The sequence below is a fragment of the Methanococcus maripaludis C5 genome (assembly GCF_000016125.1).
GTDB classification, from domain to species: Archaea; AGJL01; Methanococci; order Methanococcales; family Methanococcaceae; genus Methanococcus; species Methanococcus maripaludis_D.
This window is the reverse complement of sequence record NC_009135.1, coordinates 1,364,543-1,380,747: the sequence shown is the minus strand read 5'-3', so window position 1 is coordinate 1,380,747 and position 16,205 is coordinate 1,364,543. Positions and strand designations below refer to the sequence as shown.

The 16,205-nt window shown below is 31.7% G+C and carries 24 protein-coding genes; 11 read left to right on the top strand and 13 right to left on the bottom strand.

Going from position 1 to position 16,205, the window contains the following annotated elements; all coding sequences use genetic code 11:
* Window positions 1–8 precede the first annotated feature (8 nt).
* The 4 genes from MMARC5_RS07340 to MMARC5_RS07325 form a co-directional block, all read right to left on the bottom strand.
* Window positions 9–722, bottom strand: a complete 714-nt coding sequence (locus MMARC5_RS07340; RefSeq protein WP_011869194.1) for a Rossmann-like domain-containing protein — start codon at window positions 720–722, stop codon at window positions 9–11.
* Window positions 709–1,509 carry an ABC transporter permease gene (locus MMARC5_RS07335; protein WP_011869193.1) on the bottom strand — a complete coding sequence of 267 codons (801 nt, stop codon included), beginning with the start codon at window positions 1,507–1,509 and terminating at the stop codon, window positions 709–711. The genes MMARC5_RS07340 and MMARC5_RS07335 overlap by 14 nt, the downstream gene beginning before the upstream one ends.
* 13 nt (window positions 1,510–1,522) lie before the next feature.
* Window positions 1,523–2,305: a molybdate ABC transporter substrate-binding protein gene (gene modA, locus MMARC5_RS07330; RefSeq protein WP_011869192.1), complete on the bottom strand. Its 783-nt coding sequence runs from the start codon at window positions 2,303–2,305 to the stop codon at window positions 1,523–1,525.
* A gap of 511 nt (window positions 2,306–2,816) precedes the next feature.
* Window positions 2,817–3,503 (bottom strand): HDIG domain-containing metalloprotein, encoded by a 687-nt coding sequence (locus MMARC5_RS07325; RefSeq protein WP_011869191.1) that lies wholly within the window; start codon window positions 3,501–3,503, stop codon window positions 2,817–2,819.
* 81 nt (window positions 3,504–3,584) lie between these two features.
* Here MMARC5_RS07325 and MMARC5_RS07320 point away from each other — a divergent pair, with 81 nt between their 5' ends.
* The 11 genes from MMARC5_RS07320 (at window position 3,585) to MMARC5_RS07270 (ending at window position 12,098) form a co-directional block, all read left to right on the top strand.
* Window positions 3,585–3,953, top strand: coding sequence for a cysteine-rich small domain-containing protein (locus tag MMARC5_RS07320; RefSeq protein ID WP_011869190.1), 369 nt, complete (start codon window positions 3,585–3,587; stop codon window positions 3,951–3,953).
* Between the two features lie 13 nt (window positions 3,954–3,966).
* Window positions 3,967–5,007: an A24 family peptidase C-terminal domain-containing protein gene (locus MMARC5_RS07315; protein WP_011869189.1), complete on the top strand. Its 1,041-nt coding sequence runs from the start codon at window positions 3,967–3,969 to the stop codon at window positions 5,005–5,007.
* Window position 5,008: 1 nt separating this feature from the next.
* Window positions 5,009–5,398: a class III signal peptide-containing protein gene (locus MMARC5_RS07310; protein ID WP_011869188.1), complete on the top strand. Its 390-nt coding sequence runs from the start codon at window positions 5,009–5,011 to the stop codon at window positions 5,396–5,398.
* Window positions 5,399–5,532: 134 nt separating this feature from the next.
* Window positions 5,533–6,681, top strand: coding sequence for a DUF515 domain-containing protein (locus MMARC5_RS07305; protein WP_011869187.1), 1,149 nt, complete (start codon window positions 5,533–5,535; stop codon window positions 6,679–6,681).
* Window positions 6,681–7,568: a hypothetical protein gene (locus tag MMARC5_RS07300; protein ID WP_011869186.1), complete on the top strand. Its 888-nt coding sequence runs from the start codon at window positions 6,681–6,683 to the stop codon at window positions 7,566–7,568. Before MMARC5_RS07305 ends, MMARC5_RS07300 begins: the two co-directional genes overlap by 1 nt.
* Before the next feature lie 35 nt (window positions 7,569–7,603).
* Window positions 7,604–8,011, top strand: coding sequence for a class III signal peptide-containing protein (locus tag MMARC5_RS07295; RefSeq protein WP_011869185.1), 408 nt, complete (start codon window positions 7,604–7,606; stop codon window positions 8,009–8,011).
* Window positions 7,989–8,438 carry a hypothetical protein gene (locus MMARC5_RS07290; RefSeq protein WP_048058517.1) on the top strand — a complete coding sequence of 150 codons (450 nt, stop codon included), beginning with the start codon at window positions 7,989–7,991 and terminating at the stop codon, window positions 8,436–8,438. The genes MMARC5_RS07295 and MMARC5_RS07290 overlap by 23 nt, the downstream gene beginning before the upstream one ends.
* A 55-nt stretch (window positions 8,439–8,493) precedes the next feature.
* Window positions 8,494–8,922 (top strand): hypothetical protein, encoded by a 429-nt coding sequence (locus tag MMARC5_RS07285; RefSeq protein ID WP_011869183.1) that lies wholly within the window; start codon window positions 8,494–8,496, stop codon window positions 8,920–8,922.
* A 4-nt stretch (window positions 8,923–8,926) separates the two neighbouring features.
* Window positions 8,927–9,778, top strand: coding sequence for a hypothetical protein (locus tag MMARC5_RS07280; protein ID WP_011869182.1), 852 nt, complete (start codon window positions 8,927–8,929; stop codon window positions 9,776–9,778).
* Between the two features lie 10 nt (window positions 9,779–9,788).
* Window positions 9,789–10,316: a hypothetical protein gene (locus MMARC5_RS07275; protein WP_011869181.1), complete on the top strand. Its 528-nt coding sequence runs from the start codon at window positions 9,789–9,791 to the stop codon at window positions 10,314–10,316.
* A 3-nt stretch (window positions 10,317–10,319) separates the two neighbouring features.
* Window positions 10,320–12,098, top strand: a complete 1,779-nt coding sequence (locus tag MMARC5_RS07270) for a DUF2341 domain-containing protein (RefSeq protein WP_011869180.1) — start codon at window positions 10,320–10,322, stop codon at window positions 12,096–12,098.
* Here MMARC5_RS07270 and MMARC5_RS07265 read toward each other — a convergent pair whose 3' ends face one another.
* Genes MMARC5_RS07265 through MMARC5_RS07225 form a run of 9 tightly spaced genes read right to left on the bottom strand, consistent with a single transcriptional unit; the run spans window position 12,099 to window position 16,172 of the window.
* On the bottom strand, window positions 12,099–12,368 hold the full coding sequence (locus tag MMARC5_RS07265) for a NifB/NifX family molybdenum-iron cluster-binding protein (RefSeq protein ID WP_011869179.1): 270 nt from the start codon (window positions 12,366–12,368) through the stop codon (window positions 12,099–12,101).
* A 10-nt stretch (window positions 12,369–12,378) separates the two neighbouring features.
* A complete protein-coding gene (locus MMARC5_RS07260; RefSeq protein ID WP_011869178.1) occupies window positions 12,379–12,753 on the bottom strand; it encodes a dihydroneopterin aldolase family protein in 375 nt (124 codons plus the stop codon).
* Window positions 12,746–13,762, bottom strand: a complete 1,017-nt coding sequence (locus MMARC5_RS07255; RefSeq protein WP_011869177.1) for a DHH family phosphoesterase — start codon at window positions 13,760–13,762, stop codon at window positions 12,746–12,748. The genes MMARC5_RS07260 and MMARC5_RS07255 overlap by 8 nt, the downstream gene beginning before the upstream one ends.
* 37 nt (window positions 13,763–13,799) lie before the next feature.
* Window positions 13,800–14,141 carry a prefoldin subunit beta gene (locus tag MMARC5_RS07250; protein WP_011869176.1) on the bottom strand — a complete coding sequence of 114 codons (342 nt, stop codon included), beginning with the start codon at window positions 14,139–14,141 and terminating at the stop codon, window positions 13,800–13,802.
* A 58-nt stretch (window positions 14,142–14,199) separates the two neighbouring features.
* Complete coding sequence (locus tag MMARC5_RS07245; RefSeq protein ID WP_048058515.1) at window positions 14,200–14,451, bottom strand: KEOPS complex subunit Pcc1; 252 nt, start codon at window positions 14,449–14,451, stop codon at window positions 14,200–14,202.
* Window positions 14,452–14,458: 7 nt separating this feature from the next.
* Complete coding sequence (locus MMARC5_RS07240; RefSeq protein WP_011869174.1) at window positions 14,459–14,953, bottom strand: rRNA maturation protein; 495 nt, start codon at window positions 14,951–14,953, stop codon at window positions 14,459–14,461.
* A complete protein-coding gene (locus MMARC5_RS07235) occupies window positions 14,953–15,093 on the bottom strand; it encodes a DNA-directed RNA polymerase subunit P (RefSeq protein WP_011869173.1) in 141 nt (46 codons plus the stop codon). The genes MMARC5_RS07240 and MMARC5_RS07235 overlap by 1 nt, the downstream gene beginning before the upstream one ends.
* 54 nt (window positions 15,094–15,147) lie before the next feature.
* On the bottom strand, window positions 15,148–15,438 hold the full coding sequence (gene rpl37A / locus MMARC5_RS07230; RefSeq protein WP_011869172.1) for a 50S ribosomal protein L37Ae: 291 nt from the start codon (window positions 15,436–15,438) through the stop codon (window positions 15,148–15,150).
* 29 nt (window positions 15,439–15,467) lie between these two features.
* Complete coding sequence (locus tag MMARC5_RS07225) at window positions 15,468–16,172, bottom strand: ribosome assembly factor SBDS (protein WP_011869171.1); 705 nt, start codon at window positions 16,170–16,172, stop codon at window positions 15,468–15,470.
* Window positions 16,173–16,205 lie beyond the last annotated feature (33 nt).

Sequence of the window (16,205 nt, the reverse complement as noted above, 5' to 3'; positions counted from 1 at the left end):
ACAAACAATTATTTTCCAAGGGCACAGAATCTTTCTAAATCGAGCATTTTTGCTGCACATGCTACAGTTGTTCCATAGAATATTATTCTTTTATCGTATTTTTTTGTATAGTTTAAAATTTCTTCTAAACTCCCATTTGCAGCAGTACTTCCTGTTGAAAGGATGATATCGGAGTTTTCGATTAAATGTTCGTTCATACTACCGTGCATTATTACAATTCCCTGTCTAATCCTTCCAATTGTATCTAGATCCATGTCACTTGCAATAACTTGATCTTTTCCAAATGTGGTTACCATCTGTCTTATTATTGCAGGGTGGTATCCAATAACTCCAATTTTTATGTCTTTTCCAAGTTCTGTTAGTAAAAAGTCAGATAATTCTTTTGCACAGACTTCAGGTTCTCCTTTTATACAGTGCTCTGATTTTTCAACCATTTTCAGATTTTTCATGACTGAATTTAGTGCAGCAATAATCATTTGAGGACTTCCTGAAGCAATAACTTCTGAGAGTTTGCCGTTAAATTCAATGAGGTTGTTTGTAAATGCATCTCCAACATCGCCTTTAAAGAATGCACGGAGTAAAAATTCTTTTCCCTGCATTAATGGATAATCATCGATGGTTTTTGATTCTAAATTTACATTAACTGGTTTTATCTCAATAGTTTCATCTAAAAGATGGTTTTCAGTTGCTATTCTTTCTAATTCTGATTTAAAGTCTATCATTGTTCTCACCTATTTTTAAAATTAATCTAATTATAAATAATACCAAAGTTGCTACAATTAAAAATATCAGGGATACGGCAAGTGCTTTTTCAAGGTCTCCAAGTGAAATATTTAAAAACACTGCGATTGGAAGCGTTTCTGTTTTCATCTTTGTAGCCCCTGCAAGCATCATTGTAGCTCCAAATTCCCCAATGCTTCGTGCCCAGGCAAGTATCACTCCTGCAATAATTCCATTTTTGGCCATTGGAATTACGACATTGAGGAAACTTTCGTATTTTTTAGAGCCGAGACTTTGAGCAATAAGTTCGTACTTTTCATCAATGCATTCAAATACTGATTTTGATGTTCTTATAATAAATGGTGTTGCAACGAAAAACTGTGCAACTATCGTTCCTTTGTATGTAAAAAGGATTTCGATTAGATTTTCAGTTATAAATTTTCCAAACACGGTATTCCCAAAAAATACCAGTAAAGCAAAGCCTGTTATTAATGGAGGAAGAATTACTGGAAGTTCGACAATACTGTCCACGATATTTTTTCCTTTGAAGTCGTATCTTGCAAGTGCGTATGCTGCAGGAACGCCAAGCAATGTTCCAAGCAGTGTCGCAATGCTAGCAGTTTCAAGGCTTAATTTTATTGCAAACTGGATTTCTTTTGAGAATAACGAATAGTAAAACGTTTCAAAAGATATGTTTGTAACGATGGACATCACTATCATTAATACGAATAATATGAATACAGATAGTGCAAAAAGTGAAAAAAATTTTAAAAAATCATTATTTTTCATAATATCCCATGCATTACTCCAGAGCTACAAAGCCATGTTTTTCAAAGATTTCTTTTCCTTCATTATTTACAAAGTCGTAGAACAATTTTGCATTGTCATAGTCTTCAGTGGTTGATAATATCGAGATAGGTACTGTTTTTATGATATTATATTCGCTTTCAATTGGTACGATATCTACAGCATCCGAGTTTTCATATGCGTCAGCACTCCAAACAACTGCTGCATCCACGTTTTTTTCAGTAACGTATAATAATACTTGTTTTACAGTAGCACCTGTTACAACAGTATTTGAATTAACTGCTTCAGTGACGTTTACTCCTTTAGTTTCAGCTTTTGAGAGTATTTTTGTGAATAATTTTCCAATTGATATGCTACTATCTCCAAGTGCAAGTTCTAAATCATCCTGTCCTAAATCTGAAAGTCCGGTGATGTTTTTAGGGTTTCCTTTTTGAACTGCGATAACAGGGATGTGTTTTGTAACGTTAGAGCATTCAGTACTCATTTCTTTTTCCTGTAATTGGTAAACATATGAACAGTCTCCAGGCATGAATATGTCACCTTGGTTTGATGCAACTATTTTTGACAGAAGTGCACCACTACCTGAATAATCATATTCTACTTTTATTCCGTATTTTTCTTCAAATTCAATTGCAATTTCGTCCATTGGCATTTGCATTCCTGCACCAACGTATGCATGTAACACAGCCTGTTCTTCTGCACCGCTGTTGTCAACACAACCTGAAAACAACAATGTTAGTGATAATATTGAGATTATGCCGAGCAATGATTTTTTCATTTTAGTTCACCGTGTGGGTTTTAATACGGAATTTTATTTCCGCTATCTATAATATTATAAGGAATTATAATTCTGGTATGTATTTCAATTATATATAATTTACCCCAAATGGGACTTATGTGCAAATATTCATCCAATAATTGCTTAAAATCAAAAATATGTAATTAATATAAATTAATTTTGAAGTAAAATAGTAATTACTAATAATTACCACTATATAAATATTATTTAAAAAGAGTTTAACTGTAACTACTAATTAAAACACTGTTTAGACACCACAAATCAATAAATTTAAAAAAGCCTGACTTAGGGTATGACTTAATAGCATACTTATCGTAAATGTTCTGATTTTTAATTATTATTAATGGGAAAGCGTAACGGATTTTTCAAAGTCAAAATTTAAAAACTTTTTGAGTTTTAAATTATGCTAAAAAACAATAGATATGGTGGGGGCTGTTCACTATTTTAAATAACATACAGTACTAATGAATTTTCATATTTTTTAAATCAATTATTCATCCTTTATTTCCAATTTTTCCTTTAAAAATTCTTTCACTTTATCTTTTCCCAATTTTTTACGCATTTCATATAATTTTAATGGATTGACGATTTTATATATTTGTGAATCATCAATTCCAAATTCTCTAGCTCTCGCCTGACATATTCTAATTCCTATATCATTAATTGCAGCGTCTACATTGTCTGAATGATGAATTAGCCACGCTTCTATTGAATCTGGACTTACAGGACCATGATCTCCGTGATGGCTAGCTACAACTTTTATAACTTCAAGTGGAAAGTCCCTTCTGTACAGTTCTGCAATTCCAAGTGTCAAATGGTCGAGGTGAAAATTTGAAAGATGGTCGAATTTTCCGTCTTTTAACTGATAATTTTGTGGTTTCATAAGATCGTGGAGTATTCCTCCGGAAATTAGCAAATCTCTATTTAATTCAATTCCATATGTTTCTTCCAAGGCTTCAGCCATTTTTACAGCCATTTTTGTAACTGCGATCGTATGTTCGATTAATCCTCCGGAGTATTTGTGATGTCTTTTAACGCTTGCGGGGGAGGTTTCAAGTGTTATGCCAGTACTTTCAATTTCAGGATGTTTTGGAATCGGATCGTTTATAAATTCGACAACCTTTTTTTTTAATTTTTCGTTCTTAATATCCTCTGCAAGAGCGATCAGATCATTCATTAATTCACCTCGGGCACATATAAAACAATAAATAGATTAAATTACTATATATTTCATTCGATAAGTGAAAATGGTGTATATATGATAGATTTAGCAAAAGATCACTTAAAAAAAGTTCTTTCACTTTGTGGGGCAAATCGAGATTGTGAGTATTATCCTTGCCACTATGAAAATCAGTCATGTCTTTGGTGTTACTGCCCATTTTATCCTTGTGAAGATGAAGATCTGGGTGAAGTTATTAAAAGAAAAGACGGATCCTTGATCTGGAGTTGTATGAACTGTAAATGGATCCATAAACCCGAAATTGCATCGGAAGTTTTAAAAGAGATCACAGAACTCACTAAAGATAAAAAGATAAATGATTCAATTGAATTTATAGACAACCAAGACATTTTAATGGGGATTAAAAGACGGGTTGAAGAAAAACTTGGAAAGGATAATTCAGTTTAAGGGCGGAAAAATCATGTTTGGAATCGATAATTTAATTTTAGGAGTTTATTTATTTAATTTTTTATTAATTTTAACTGCAACATTTACCGATATCAAAGAGCGAATAATTCCTCATTTTGTAATTATCTTAATGTTGATTGTTAATTTACCCGTTGGATATTATTTATTCGGTTTTGATGCTATAACTTCGTTTTTTGCAACGTTAATTTTGTGTTTAATTCTTGGAGTTGGTATGGGTGGCGGGGACGTTAAAATGTTTACCGCATTATCTCCAATTTTTACAGCAGAAACTATATATTTTGTTCCGAAAGATATTTTAATATTAATTGGATTGAGCGCATTATTTGCAGCAATTTTTCCGATGACGAAAATATTGAAGAATTACTGGAAGGATATTATTCCATCTTCTGCATATCTTGCAATGGTCGTTGGAATAATAGTTTCGATCACTGAAATATATTCTGTTGGAAATACAAAGGCAATACTCTGGATTTACGTAATTTTATCGATATTTATTTCAAGAAAAATTCCAAAATACCGAATTATATCCAATAAACTTGGATACTTTACGCCCATTTATTTGATCGGCTTTTATTTAATCAATCCTTCGTATTTTATAAGTGAAAATGTACTTGTTTCATTTTTCGTATATATCGGACAGCTTTCATTAATTTCGCTGGTAATATATGCATTAACCGGTTCTGAAATTTCCTCAAAAAAACAGATTAGCGAATTAAATGAAGGGGATATAATTCGAGATATTATAACCATAAAAGACAACGGTGACGTAACTGTTGAAAATGCAAATATTTTGAAGCGATTTAAACACATGGTATATGGCGAAATGGGAAAAACCGAAGGAAAATCTTTAATGACTGATGGGGAAGGTCTTTCAGACGAAAATCTAGAATTATTAAATAAATTGCAAAATGAAGGGAAACTTACTGGAGAATTAAATGTTTTAACAACATACCCATTCGTTCCATTCGTTCTTGTAGCGTACTCTGTAATTATTGCACTAAATTTTGGAGTTATAAATTATTTGGTGGGATAACATGTTGAAAGGTTCTAAAAGAGCTCAAATATCTTTTGAATTTTCAATAATCGTTCTTTCGATACTTTTGATATCTACAATAACAATTACATATTTTTTGACGTCTTCCTTTGACGAAGGGACCCGAACACTCGATAAAATAGATTTGGGTGCAAAAACAGCCGTTTCACTTGTAAATTCAGGATATAATGGAACAGATATTGACGGAACAATTGTTTATGCCGGAATGACATGGTCTACCGTAGACAATGACTATGTGAATATTACCGTCCACATTACAAACACTTCGGCTGTTCCAAGCAGTACTGGGGCATTTATAAAAAATTATGTTATTAATTCCCAGGAGATCGATACGACAAAATATGATTTTAATATCTCATGGACCAGTTAGTGAAATTCTGTTTAATCCCCAAGATAACAAAATATCTTAAAAACAATAGAAAATATATTTAAAATATCTTGACAGTATATTTAACATACACATTTATTGAGTTCATTTTTATAATTTCAGGATGGAGGGAGTTTATGCCTGCTGAAGAATATAGTGGTAAATTGAAGAGTTTGAAATCTAAATCAAAAAAATCTTCAAGAATACCTCCAAAACAACTTAGGATGGCACTTGTTATAGTAGTTTCTGTTATTGTGATTTTTGAAGTTTATAATATTTATTTCACTGCAAAAAATAGGGAAATAGAAGAATTGGAGAATAATCGGGAAGTTGCAATCGATACAATCGATAAGTTGTTCTTTGAGTATCCAAATGACCCCCAAAAGATATCTTATATCATAAGAATACAACAAAGTCAGGACGAAAAGGATATAGAGCGTATTTTGGAGGACGCACAAGATTATTTGCAGGTAAAACGTTACAAATCACTTGCAATAAGTCAAATTAAGGACATGTATGGGGAATACTATGGTAGTAGCTTAAAAGCAAATGAGTTGGAAAGAAAAATAAACAATGCAAATTCCACTGCTGAAGTTGATGAATTATTTAAGCAGGCAAATGTAGAGGATGAGGTAAAAGAAATTCTTGAAAAGTCACTCGAAAAAACTATAACTTCAGGTGATGCTTACTTCTACGTTGAAATGTCAGGTCAAGAATATTTTATGACAAAAGACGATGTTTTGAAAATCACGGATTCTATGGGAATCATGCAGCTCAAAGAATTTAGTGTAACTCCCATATCTAACTTAAACAAACTTACAATCACAGTGTCTTCAAAACAATGTGGTAAAATCCCCTTTTCTGGAGACTCGATATTGATATATAATAAAAATACGCCAGAAGAACCAATTGGTTATGCAGTAATTGATTCATCTTATGTGGTTCTTCCTGATATCGGATACAGCGAAGAAAGGTCTGTATCAAACATCGTAAATGATGAAGGAAGTGAATCAACAATTGAAAGTACTTCTTCAATATCTTACAGCCTTAATAATTTGCCAGGAGTACTCCACGCAACGGCCGCAGATAAATTGGATATTGCAACAGTTATTGATAAATTCGGAAGCTATGGTGAAAGACTTAATAAAATTGAAGATAATACTCAAATATTTGATGAAAATGTAAATTATCTTTTGATAGTTGCAGTTCCATCAGAAAAAGTTTCAAACTTAGTTGCGGTAAACAGTGAGGATTTATACATTGTAAAGGCAGCAGGTGGTAACTGATGAAAATATTTATAAAATACCTAACTATTTTTTTACTTTTAATCTTGACGGTTCCAAATGTTCATTCTGAAACCACAGTAGCTACAATGGATGTATATTGGAGTTTAACTGGTGAAATTACAAATATGTATCCTTATTCGGTTTTTATAACAATTCCCGAAGAAATCGAGTATATTGATAAGGATTTAAAAACATCAAAAAATTTCATGACTTTGACAAATGGGTACGAGGACGACGAAGAGGCATCTACAGATAATGTGACTGTAGATATCACTACAAGATCTGAATTAAATGGAAAAGATGGTTTTTGGCTGCCCCCATACACAACCGCAAAAATTAAAATGTATTCAACAAGATATGATAACTTAATTACAAAAGAAGGGGAAGAGGACGACGAAGATGGAGACGAAATGGTTCGAACAATGGATATTTCGGGTCCTGCAGCATATCCAAAAACGAAACTCCTTGATTTAAAGGAAATAATTCCTGCATCCAAAAAGCAAGGAATAAAACTAGATAACTTCAAACTTTATGTACACGGATCCATAGAAAAAGAAGACACTGAGGTTTTGAGTATATTGCTACCTGCACCAATTGTTTTGAAGGACTACAGTAATTGTGATAAAGTTATCAGTAAATATTCTGTGAACACATGGGTGGATTCATATTCCGATTGGGTAAATGAACATAACGATTTAAGTAACTATGGGTCGAACATGCTCGATACTACGCTTGTTCCAGTATTTGATATGGCCCCAGGATTTTATAATTTATACGACATTCCTGCGCTAGTATATACTACGTCTTCAAACCAAAAATTGGATTTTTCATATAAAATGTATTGGTATGACAAAGAAGAAGATATTCAGAGCCTTTGGATGCTTTAATTATCTATTTTTAATTTTTTGAGGGATGTTACGAAATGTCAAAAGGACAGGTTTCAGTGGAATTTATTGTATTATTTTTAGCACTTCTCGTTGCGATCGTTGTATCTACAATGACCCCCGGAATTTTTGGATTGAATAAATCTGTAGAATTATCTTCGGCAAGTTTAGCACATGCTGCACTTTCAAAAGTTAAATCAAATATTGAAATACTTTCTGTATGTGATACGGGGTCTTACAAAATGGTTTATGTAAAATCACCGCCTTCAGAATGGGAAGTTGAAAATAGAACAATTCGAATTCATGGAAATGGATTTAATATTTCTACAAATACCACTATAGACATAATAATGGAAGATGATGCATCATATAATGTTTCAACATTAAAAATATTGAGTGTCAACTTAACAAGGAATGATAATAATGTTAAAATTACTATCCGTTAAAAAAGGACAGGTTTCCTTTGATTTCATACTCGCAATGCTATTTCTTTTATTGATTTTTGCATTCATGGGTCAAAATGTGTTGAATATGGCAAAATCATTTAAAGATTCTGAGACTGCTGAGCGAGGACATGCCATACTCGATATTTTTGAGAATTATGCAATTACTGCTTATTCAAAAGATGTTACAATAAATGCAACATTTGAACCAGTAGGCACTCTGAATTATACTATAAGACTTCCGAATAAAATAATTCATGTAAATTCGTCTATAAATGTTGTTTTCAAGCCTGAATCAGAAAATGGCGATTTTGTAAATGTAACTGGAAATAATGTTGATAATTCAGTAAATACTATTCCTTCAAATACTGTAAACATCTCTTTTGGGGAGTTTTATGTTTCAAAAGAATTACAAGTACCTGTTCAATAATATTTTATTTATTTTTTCTATTTTTTTATTAATTACGCCCATTCATGGGTATTATTTGGAATATTCAAAGGTTAATGCAGATCACCAGTCTTTAACTGAAACATTTAATATCGATAAGTTGGAAAATTATACCTATAAATTAAGTTACGTTCATTATGGAAATATTCAAGAAGGAATGAGCGTGAAAATATTTATAAACGGAATATATGTTTACGAGTATTCAAAAGATCTTTCTAATATTGGTTCAGGAGCATATAAAAAATCGGAAGACGGAATTGATATTACAGACTATCTTGTAAATGGAAGCAATGAATTTAAGATAGAATCACGGATATGGGAAACAAATACTTCAAGTCCATACTATGTTGTAAGAAATATTGAAATTACTGAACCATGTCCTGCAATTATAAAACTTCCAATTTATTTTAATGTAAATTTTTTAACATTTATTTTATGTACAATGTTTTTCGCAATACGAAAGTGATAAAATGACTTTGAAATCTAAGTTGTGCTCTAAAAAAGGGTATATATTTACATACGAAGCCGTTGCAGTAGTGATATTGTTTGTAGCTGTATTTTATATGGGATATTTTACATTTACGCATATAAATCTTACCAATCAGGAACAAAAACGAGATTTAGAACGATTTGAGAAAGCAAATTTAATTTCTGATATGATTTTTAAAGATTACCTTTTTCCTTCAGAATATTATAAAAACGATTATCATGATTTTTTAGAGGACGTTGCAGTTAGACATTATGGTTTCAAAAAAATTCCTGGGAGTTATGACCCGATACTTGTGTATACTAAAAATGAAACTTTGAAATATTATATTGAAATTGAAAGATATAATAGTTCTATTATCGGGCTTAGTACAGTTTCAGATAATATTTCAAATCCAAGTCCAAAATATCTACTTAGAAATATTTATTCAAAAGAAAAGAATTTATATACGCCAACACTTTTGGACTACTTTGAAGCAAATCAAACTTCACAAAACCTATCTAACGGAGAAATACTATATTTTGCAATAAATGGTTCCTCAAAAATTGATTCAATAAATGTTTCTTCAACTTTGGATACGAATGTGACATTTCTAGTAAACAAAGTTCCATATAAATTAAGTTTAAATTCGACAGAAAAAGTTTCAGAATTTGAAAAAGTTTTGAATACCTATAATGATACTTCATTTAAGTCCAATGAGGTAATGCTGTTAAATATTCAAGGAAATAGTTTGGATAACGTCACGCTAAACATATCCTGTAATGATACGTCCACATTTTATATTTTAAAAATGAAACCATATAATGTAACATTAAAGGTGGACATGGCCCAGTAACGGTGGTTTGATGATATTTGATAGTGATATGGTAATTGCGATAGTAATTCTTACGGTGGGAATGGCGTTTTACACATCATCTTTAGTTGAGCATGGGGGCGATTATGGCGATACAATCAAAACCAATATTTTTTATGATAAAGTATCCTCCCAATTAAAAGACTTAGTGCTTGATGGAACAATTGAAACAGCAATGCTTCTTAAAAATAACAACGAATCAGATGTGGCAGAAAATTTAATTAAAATTAGAGTACATTCAGAGAATTATCTTATGAACATCGGGACATGGAGTATTGATAATTCAAATGCAACCGAAAATTTTGCAATAGTTTCAACAGTAGTTCTTATTAACCGAAGTGAAGGTTGGTATGGATTTTATTGGAATGCAGGACATGAAATTCAAAGTATTGGGCCATATATCGATGAAAATATTACTTACATAGCACTCGACCTTTATGAATCCGATTACAAAAAAGCACTTTATTATTATGGAAATAATGATTCAGTAAATGTTTCCTTAAAAGTATATGGTGAATAATTTATGTATCTTTCACACACCACGATAACATTGGTTCTTTTGATGATGTTGACTGCAACTATGATTTATACAACAATAGATCTTCAAAAAGACCAGATTATTACCGAAACAATTGCTACGGCTGTTGATTTAAAATCCTCGTCAATGGAACATCTTGTGGAGACTTCGATTCCAATTGCATTTAATAAGGTATTGAATGATATGGAACTACGGGTAATTCAGTCGGGAGTATATTACAATAACGAATCGCAAGTTTTAAAGAATCTAACTTATTCACTTGAATCTGAAATAAATGGAAGTCTTGAAAACATAAAAGAAGAATATTCTTCTGAATATGATATTAATTACAGTTTTGAAGTTACGAATATTACAATGGTTGATGGATTTACATTTAAAGTAGATTATGATTTGGAATATTATCTGGCAAAAGAAAATGTATATGACTATAAAAATGTTTCAGAATCTCAGGAAATTACAATAAAAACAATAATAAGTGCTTACCATTATCTTGGATCGAATAATAACACAATAAAAGTTAGGAATCCCAATTCTTATGATTTGGAAGAATATGCTGTAAAAATGGTGCTTGATGATACCAACTTTAATTTCTTGTCAAATATAAATGATGGTGAAATCGAAGTATTTGATAATGAAAGTAATTCTCTACCTTATTGGATAGAATACTGGAATTCTACCTCTAAAAATGCAATAATTTGGGTAAAGGCAAATATAACTGCAAATAATATTGGAACATTTTACGTTGATCCAGTTGGAACAAATCTTTCAAACGGTTCAAAAGTATTTGTTATGTATGATGGTTTTGAAGGAAACACCATATTTGAGAATATTTCTGGAAATTGGATTTATAATGATTTAGATAGTAAATTAAATGGAACTTATAATGATCAAATGATAATGTGTCGGGATACTCCAATTGTTTCAAGAATAATTTCAGAAGATGAGCTTTCGGATATTGATTCTTCAGTTGATTATTATATTGTGGAAGTTGATGCAAAAGGAAACAATAGTGATTATGATTCTCCACATGTAATGCTCGGATATTTTGCAAACTATACTGGAGATCCTACAAAACTTCCACTTCACTATGATTCATTTTATACCTTAGAACTTGGAGGACTTTATGATAACACGGTTCCAAAAAGTGTTTTTTACATAAACCAAAATGGTTCTTATAACTCAATAAACATAGCTTATGAAATTTCAGACTTGTTGCAAATATCACAGGAATATGCAGTTTTTAAGAATGCAGGTAGTATATATATCGAGAGAGATTTTTTAAACGATTCAAATAGTTTTTCAAATGAAGAAACTTGGTATAGGCTAAAAGTTAGATTGAACCAGAGTAGTGGTGAGATTTGGGGAACTTACTCAAAATTAGACGATTATGTTTTAAACAATGGAAATGTTCCAAATTATAATGATCAAGAATGGGACATATCTTACCAAATAGAAGATACCGATGATATTTACGGAAGCTATTTCGAACTCGGAACATCTTCAGGTTATCCTGGAGGAATTCAAGACGTTTATTTTGATAATTTTAGGGTTAGAAAAGCTGCAGAAAATGAAACAGAACAGATGAGATTAATATTGACATATATCTCCCCTTCAAGAACACATGGCACCAGTTATGGCGAAGGATATGGTGAGAATAATTACTTTATCGAGGATGAAAACTACCCTTCAATTATAGAAATGCTTGCAGGAACCAGCACCCATAATTCAACTTATGGATACGGAATAAAATTAGTAGAAAATTAATTATTCTATTTTTTCTAAATTTCCTTCGATAAAATCTAAAATACAAGCATCAACATCATTCTGTTCACAGAAAAAACTTTCCATTTTTCCATTAAATTTTTCGCGTTTGTTAACAATAATCGCATTTGGTTTTTCTTTTAACATTTCTTCAGGAGTTAATAGTGTTTGTGTATCAACAACTTCTTTTTCTTCGATTTTAAATATTAAAAAATATTTTGCAAATTCAACATCTGAAATTGTGTCCATGTTCATTGGAACTGCAACTTTCATTTTCCCACCTTTAAATTTTTTCAACGTACATTAGCGGATAATCGAGTTCTTTAATATATTTTAATCTTAAGACAGCACGGTTTTCTTTTGTTTTTACAATTAACGATACATCGAGCATTTCACCAGTTAATGAAACATATTTTCCATCTTCAATTTCACCAACAATTGATACCGAAACATCTTCAATAAATGGCTGATTTTTTAAAGATTCAGCCATTGCAATTTCTAAACTTGTTTTAGTTTTTTCGCCAACTGGAGTTCCAACAAACTGGTGGAAAAGCGCTCCAAGCGAAATTCCCCCTTCAAAAACAGCTCTTTCTCTATCACTTAAATTTTTAAAGTATGATTCGAAAATTTCATTTTTTTCAAGGCTTTTTTCAGACATTTTCTACACCAAATAATTCTTCTTCAAGAGATTTAATACAAACAGAAAGAACAGAATCAATTGCTTCTTCTTTTGTTTTTTCTTTATCCCACGGAGCATTTAATCCGGCAGCTTCAGCATGTCCGCCACCCTGCCCACCAAGTATTTTTGCGACGTTTTCCAGTAAAGCACCCATGTGGACTTTTTTCGAAATTGATTTTCTTGATCTTACACTTATTCTAATTTCCCTATCTCGTTTTCTTACAGCAACAACAAATGCAATATCTGCCCCAATACTAACGATTGTTTTTGCACAAGATGCTTCATGAGAACTCGCATGAGATATTGCAATAGTGTATCCATCAAGTTCCATTAATTCCATCCTACTGCACGCTTTCAAATGTGCAATTCTTTTGCTTGGATCACTTTCCTGGCTTAAAAGATAAAGAACTTTTTGAAAAGAAACGTCTTTCATTAACCACGAGATTATATTGAATGTTGATTCTTTTGCAATTTTCAAATGTTTTGTGTCATATAATATACCACACAAAAGTCCTATTCGAATATTTTTTGGAGGGTAGATTTTCATTTCCCTAAATAAATTTGCAACAAGTTCGCAAGTTGAAGTTGAATATTCATCAACAATGTAAAATTTGCAGAAATCGATAAGATCGGTTTTTTTGTGGTGGTCTATTAAAATAACGTCTGAGCTGACTAATTCTTCAGAATTTACTGTAACTTGATTTATCGAAGAAGTATCTACTAAAAAAACAGTTTTAGGTAATTTTGGATACTCGATGATTTCAACTTCTTCGTTTAATTCATTTAAAATTGATCTTGAAAGTTTGCTCACTGAATCTGCAGATATTTTTAAATTTTTTTCTTTTGATTTCTTCTTAGAAAAGCTGTTTGCAAGCTGCTTTAAACCGATTGCAGCGCCAACTGCATCAGGATCCGCATTATGGTGACATAGAAATAAAATATCATCATTTTTCAGATAATCTTTTAATATTTCAATTTTTTTTTTCATAAGCAGACCTAAAAAAGAGTTAAAAAAGTTGATTAAATTATTGGCCCTGACCCATTACTTTTTGGAGGCTTTCTTGTAATTCTGTGTATCTTTTCTGCATTTTTTCTTCCTGTTTTTCAAAAGTAGTTACTCTGACCTGAAGTGTTTCTACTTTTTCACTTAATTCTTCTTTTACTTCAGCCTTGTTTCTTTTAATGAGGATTCCTCCAGCCATTTTGAACACTTCGTCGGATCCGGATTTTTCCATTTCTTCGATAGCTTTTTCCATTTCCTTCAATTGTGTTTCAAATTGCTGTTTTTGGTACATTATCATTTGTAACTGCTGCTGGAGTTGTTGGAATTGCATTAACTGATTTTGAACATTTGCGGGTAATTCCATGATTTCAATCCTCTTTTAGTTTTAATTTATTTTTTAAACTCATTTTATATATCAATTATTATTCATCTTCTGTTAGTTTATATATACTTTCTGCAACTTTTATCCAACGAAGATACGAATAAATGGACGCTTTTAAGATACTCAATTCATCAGAAACACACGATATAACAATTGAATTTTCAAAAAGATCCATTTCGCATTTTGATCGAACTTGTGATGCGACATGTTCTGGAAAAACAGATTTGTAAATAATTCGGGCTTTTTTTGGAGTTTCAAAAGTTAGTTTCATGGTAAATTTAGGACATGCCATATTAACACTACTCAATATCGAGTATCTTTACGGTCTTTATCTTCAAACTAGGGCCTAAATTTTCTGAGTCTTTATGAACTTCAATGTAAAACGTGGACTCATCAACCGTTTTAAAGTTAAGCACTACATCAGAACTCTCTTCTTCATAATTACTCAATTTTTTGAATAAATATTCGAAAAACAATTCTTTTAAATTTTCAGTATTCTTATCAAACTTTGAACTCAATTTTCCAGAGTTTTTAAAAACTTTCCCTGAGACTTCCCTTTGAAGTTTTAAGGATAGATTCATTGAAAGAATTTTATTATTTTCAAAATTAAATATTTTGAGCCTTCCAGGGTTACCTTTTAGTTCTTCTACAATTATCATATCGTCCTTATTTTCAATTAGCTCAGAGAGAGGAATTTTCCCCCTGTTCAATATTTCAAAATTAAAAACCCTCGCTAAATCGTTTACAAGGCTTCTGGTTCTTTGAGAAGGTTTTCTGGAAGTGGTAATTATCATTATCTTGCCTGAACTTTTTTAACTATTTTAGGCCTTAATTTTATCAAAACTCTGTTACTGCAGTGAGGACATTTAGCTTTTAATCCTATTTCATCAAGAGTTACAATTTTTCCGCAGTTGGAACATCTGTACTCTGCCATAATATCACCTAAAAAAGCTTAAAATGAAAAATAAATGGTTTAAAAATAATTAAATTAGATTTCTCTACTTTTACTTTCGATAACTCTTCTGATTGCTTTTGTAACAACTTTACCAGCACCAGTTTCAGGGGTGTATGCTCCACCAGCGATTTTTGCACCGCATTTTTCACATACCCAGATTGAGGTTCCTGCTCTTTTTAATTTAGGGAATGCACAAACAGGACATTTGTATTCTTTTTTCTGTTTAATTTCAACGTCTCTTAATCTTACTCTGATTTTTCTACCGTATCTTGATCCAAATCTTCCTGCTGAACCAATTTTTTTAGTGTGGCTAAATTCTACCATTATTTCACCTGTTTCTATCCGTAAATTGATTAATCATATCTTTTAAGTACTTTAGTTTGAACAGTTCCTTTTGTAAGTTTGTTCAAATGCATGTAAAATTCGCTTTCAATACCGCTTGGAATTTCGATTACAAGAACAAGCGAACCATCGCCCATCCACTCTTCCTGCTTGGTCGCGCCGTAGTCATGAAGTGTATGGTATGTGTTTCCAGCAAATTCTCCGGGAATTTTAACTGCAACATCTCTTTTTTCAAACTTAATGGGTAAAAGTTTCCTCAATTCCTTAATAATTTTAGGAATTTGTTCTTCAGCGCTTTTATAAATATCAACACTGAGTCTAGCTTCTTCCATAGCGTTTTCAATCCTTTTTGGCGGATGAGGAGTATCAGTTTGAGGGTTTATCGTGTTTTTTGAAATTATTGACACGATCTGTTTTCGCTTTTGTTCTTGTATTTCTTTTCGCTGGTTAGCCGTTAACTGAACAGTTCCTTTTTTTAGAATCTGTTCTGCGATTTCCAAAGGATTCAAGGTTTCAAAAATCTTCAAAAGTAAATCTTCTGGAACTTTTTCCCCTTTTCCAGAATCTTTATAAACCGCTTCAGCGCCCAAGACTTCTGAGATGCCTATTGGCTGTCCTTCTTTAAATTTAGCTGCCAAGTATGGATCCACGAGTATTTCGAATTTTTCCCCATGTGATTGAAGCCTTGCTATAACAGCATCGTCCAATGACACCATATCTATCCCTTCTTTTATTTATATACCTTTCCC

Bases quoted from the DNA above. Each gene is read 5' to 3' on its own strand.
- MMARC5_RS07340 (WP_011869194.1), bottom strand. From the start codon at position 722: ATGATAGACTTTAAATCAGAATTAGAAAGAATAGCAACTGAAAACCAT.
- MMARC5_RS07335 (WP_011869193.1), bottom strand. From the start codon at position 1,509: ATGAAAAATAATGATTTTTTAAAATTTTTTTCACTTTTTGCACTATCT.
- modA (WP_011869192.1), bottom strand. From the start codon at position 2,305: ATGAAAAAATCATTGCTCGGCATAATCTCAATATTATCACTAACATTG.
- MMARC5_RS07325 (WP_011869191.1), bottom strand. From the start codon at position 3,503: ATGAATGATCTGATCGCTCTTGCAGAGGATATTAAGAACGAAAAATTA.
- MMARC5_RS07320 (WP_011869190.1), top strand. From the start codon at position 3,585: ATGATAGATTTAGCAAAAGATCACTTAAAAAAAGTTCTTTCACTTTGT.
- MMARC5_RS07315 (WP_011869189.1), top strand. From the start codon at position 3,967: ATGTTTGGAATCGATAATTTAATTTTAGGAGTTTATTTATTTAATTTT.
- MMARC5_RS07310 (WP_011869188.1), top strand. From the start codon at position 5,009: ATGTTGAAAGGTTCTAAAAGAGCTCAAATATCTTTTGAATTTTCAATA.
- MMARC5_RS07305 (WP_011869187.1), top strand. From the start codon at position 5,533: ATGCCTGCTGAAGAATATAGTGGTAAATTGAAGAGTTTGAAATCTAAA.
- MMARC5_RS07300 (WP_011869186.1), top strand. From the start codon at position 6,681: ATGAAAATATTTATAAAATACCTAACTATTTTTTTACTTTTAATCTTG.
- MMARC5_RS07295 (WP_011869185.1), top strand. From the start codon at position 7,604: ATGTCAAAAGGACAGGTTTCAGTGGAATTTATTGTATTATTTTTAGCA.
- MMARC5_RS07290 (WP_048058517.1), top strand. From the start codon at position 7,989: ATGTTAAAATTACTATCCGTTAAAAAAGGACAGGTTTCCTTTGATTTC.
- MMARC5_RS07280 (WP_011869182.1), top strand. From the start codon at position 8,927: ATGACTTTGAAATCTAAGTTGTGCTCTAAAAAAGGGTATATATTTACA.
- MMARC5_RS07275 (WP_011869181.1), top strand. From the start codon at position 9,789: ATGATATTTGATAGTGATATGGTAATTGCGATAGTAATTCTTACGGTG.
- MMARC5_RS07270 (WP_011869180.1), top strand. From the start codon at position 10,320: ATGTATCTTTCACACACCACGATAACATTGGTTCTTTTGATGATGTTG.
- MMARC5_RS07265 (WP_011869179.1), bottom strand. From the start codon at position 12,368: ATGAAAGTTGCAGTTCCAATGAACATGGACACAATTTCAGATGTTGAA.
- MMARC5_RS07260 (WP_011869178.1), bottom strand. From the start codon at position 12,753: ATGTCTGAAAAAAGCCTTGAAAAAAATGAAATTTTCGAATCATACTTT.
- MMARC5_RS07255 (WP_011869177.1), bottom strand. From the start codon at position 13,762: ATGAAAAAAAAAATTGAAATATTAAAAGATTATCTGAAAAATGATGAT.
- MMARC5_RS07250 (WP_011869176.1), bottom strand. From the start codon at position 14,141: ATGGAATTACCCGCAAATGTTCAAAATCAGTTAATGCAATTCCAACAA.
- MMARC5_RS07245 (WP_048058515.1), bottom strand. From the start codon at position 14,451: ATGGCATGTCCTAAATTTACCATGAAACTAACTTTTGAAACTCCAAAA.
- MMARC5_RS07240 (WP_011869174.1), bottom strand. From the start codon at position 14,953: ATGATAATTACCACTTCCAGAAAACCTTCTCAAAGAACCAGAAGCCTT.
- MMARC5_RS07235 (WP_011869173.1), bottom strand. From the start codon at position 15,093: ATGGCAGAGTACAGATGTTCCAACTGCGGAAAAATTGTAACTCTTGAT.
- rpl37A (WP_011869172.1), bottom strand. From the start codon at position 15,438: ATGGTAGAATTTAGCCACACTAAAAAAATTGGTTCAGCAGGAAGATTT.
- MMARC5_RS07225 (WP_011869171.1), bottom strand. From the start codon at position 16,172: ATGGTGTCATTGGACGATGCTGTTATAGCAAGGCTTCAATCACATGGG.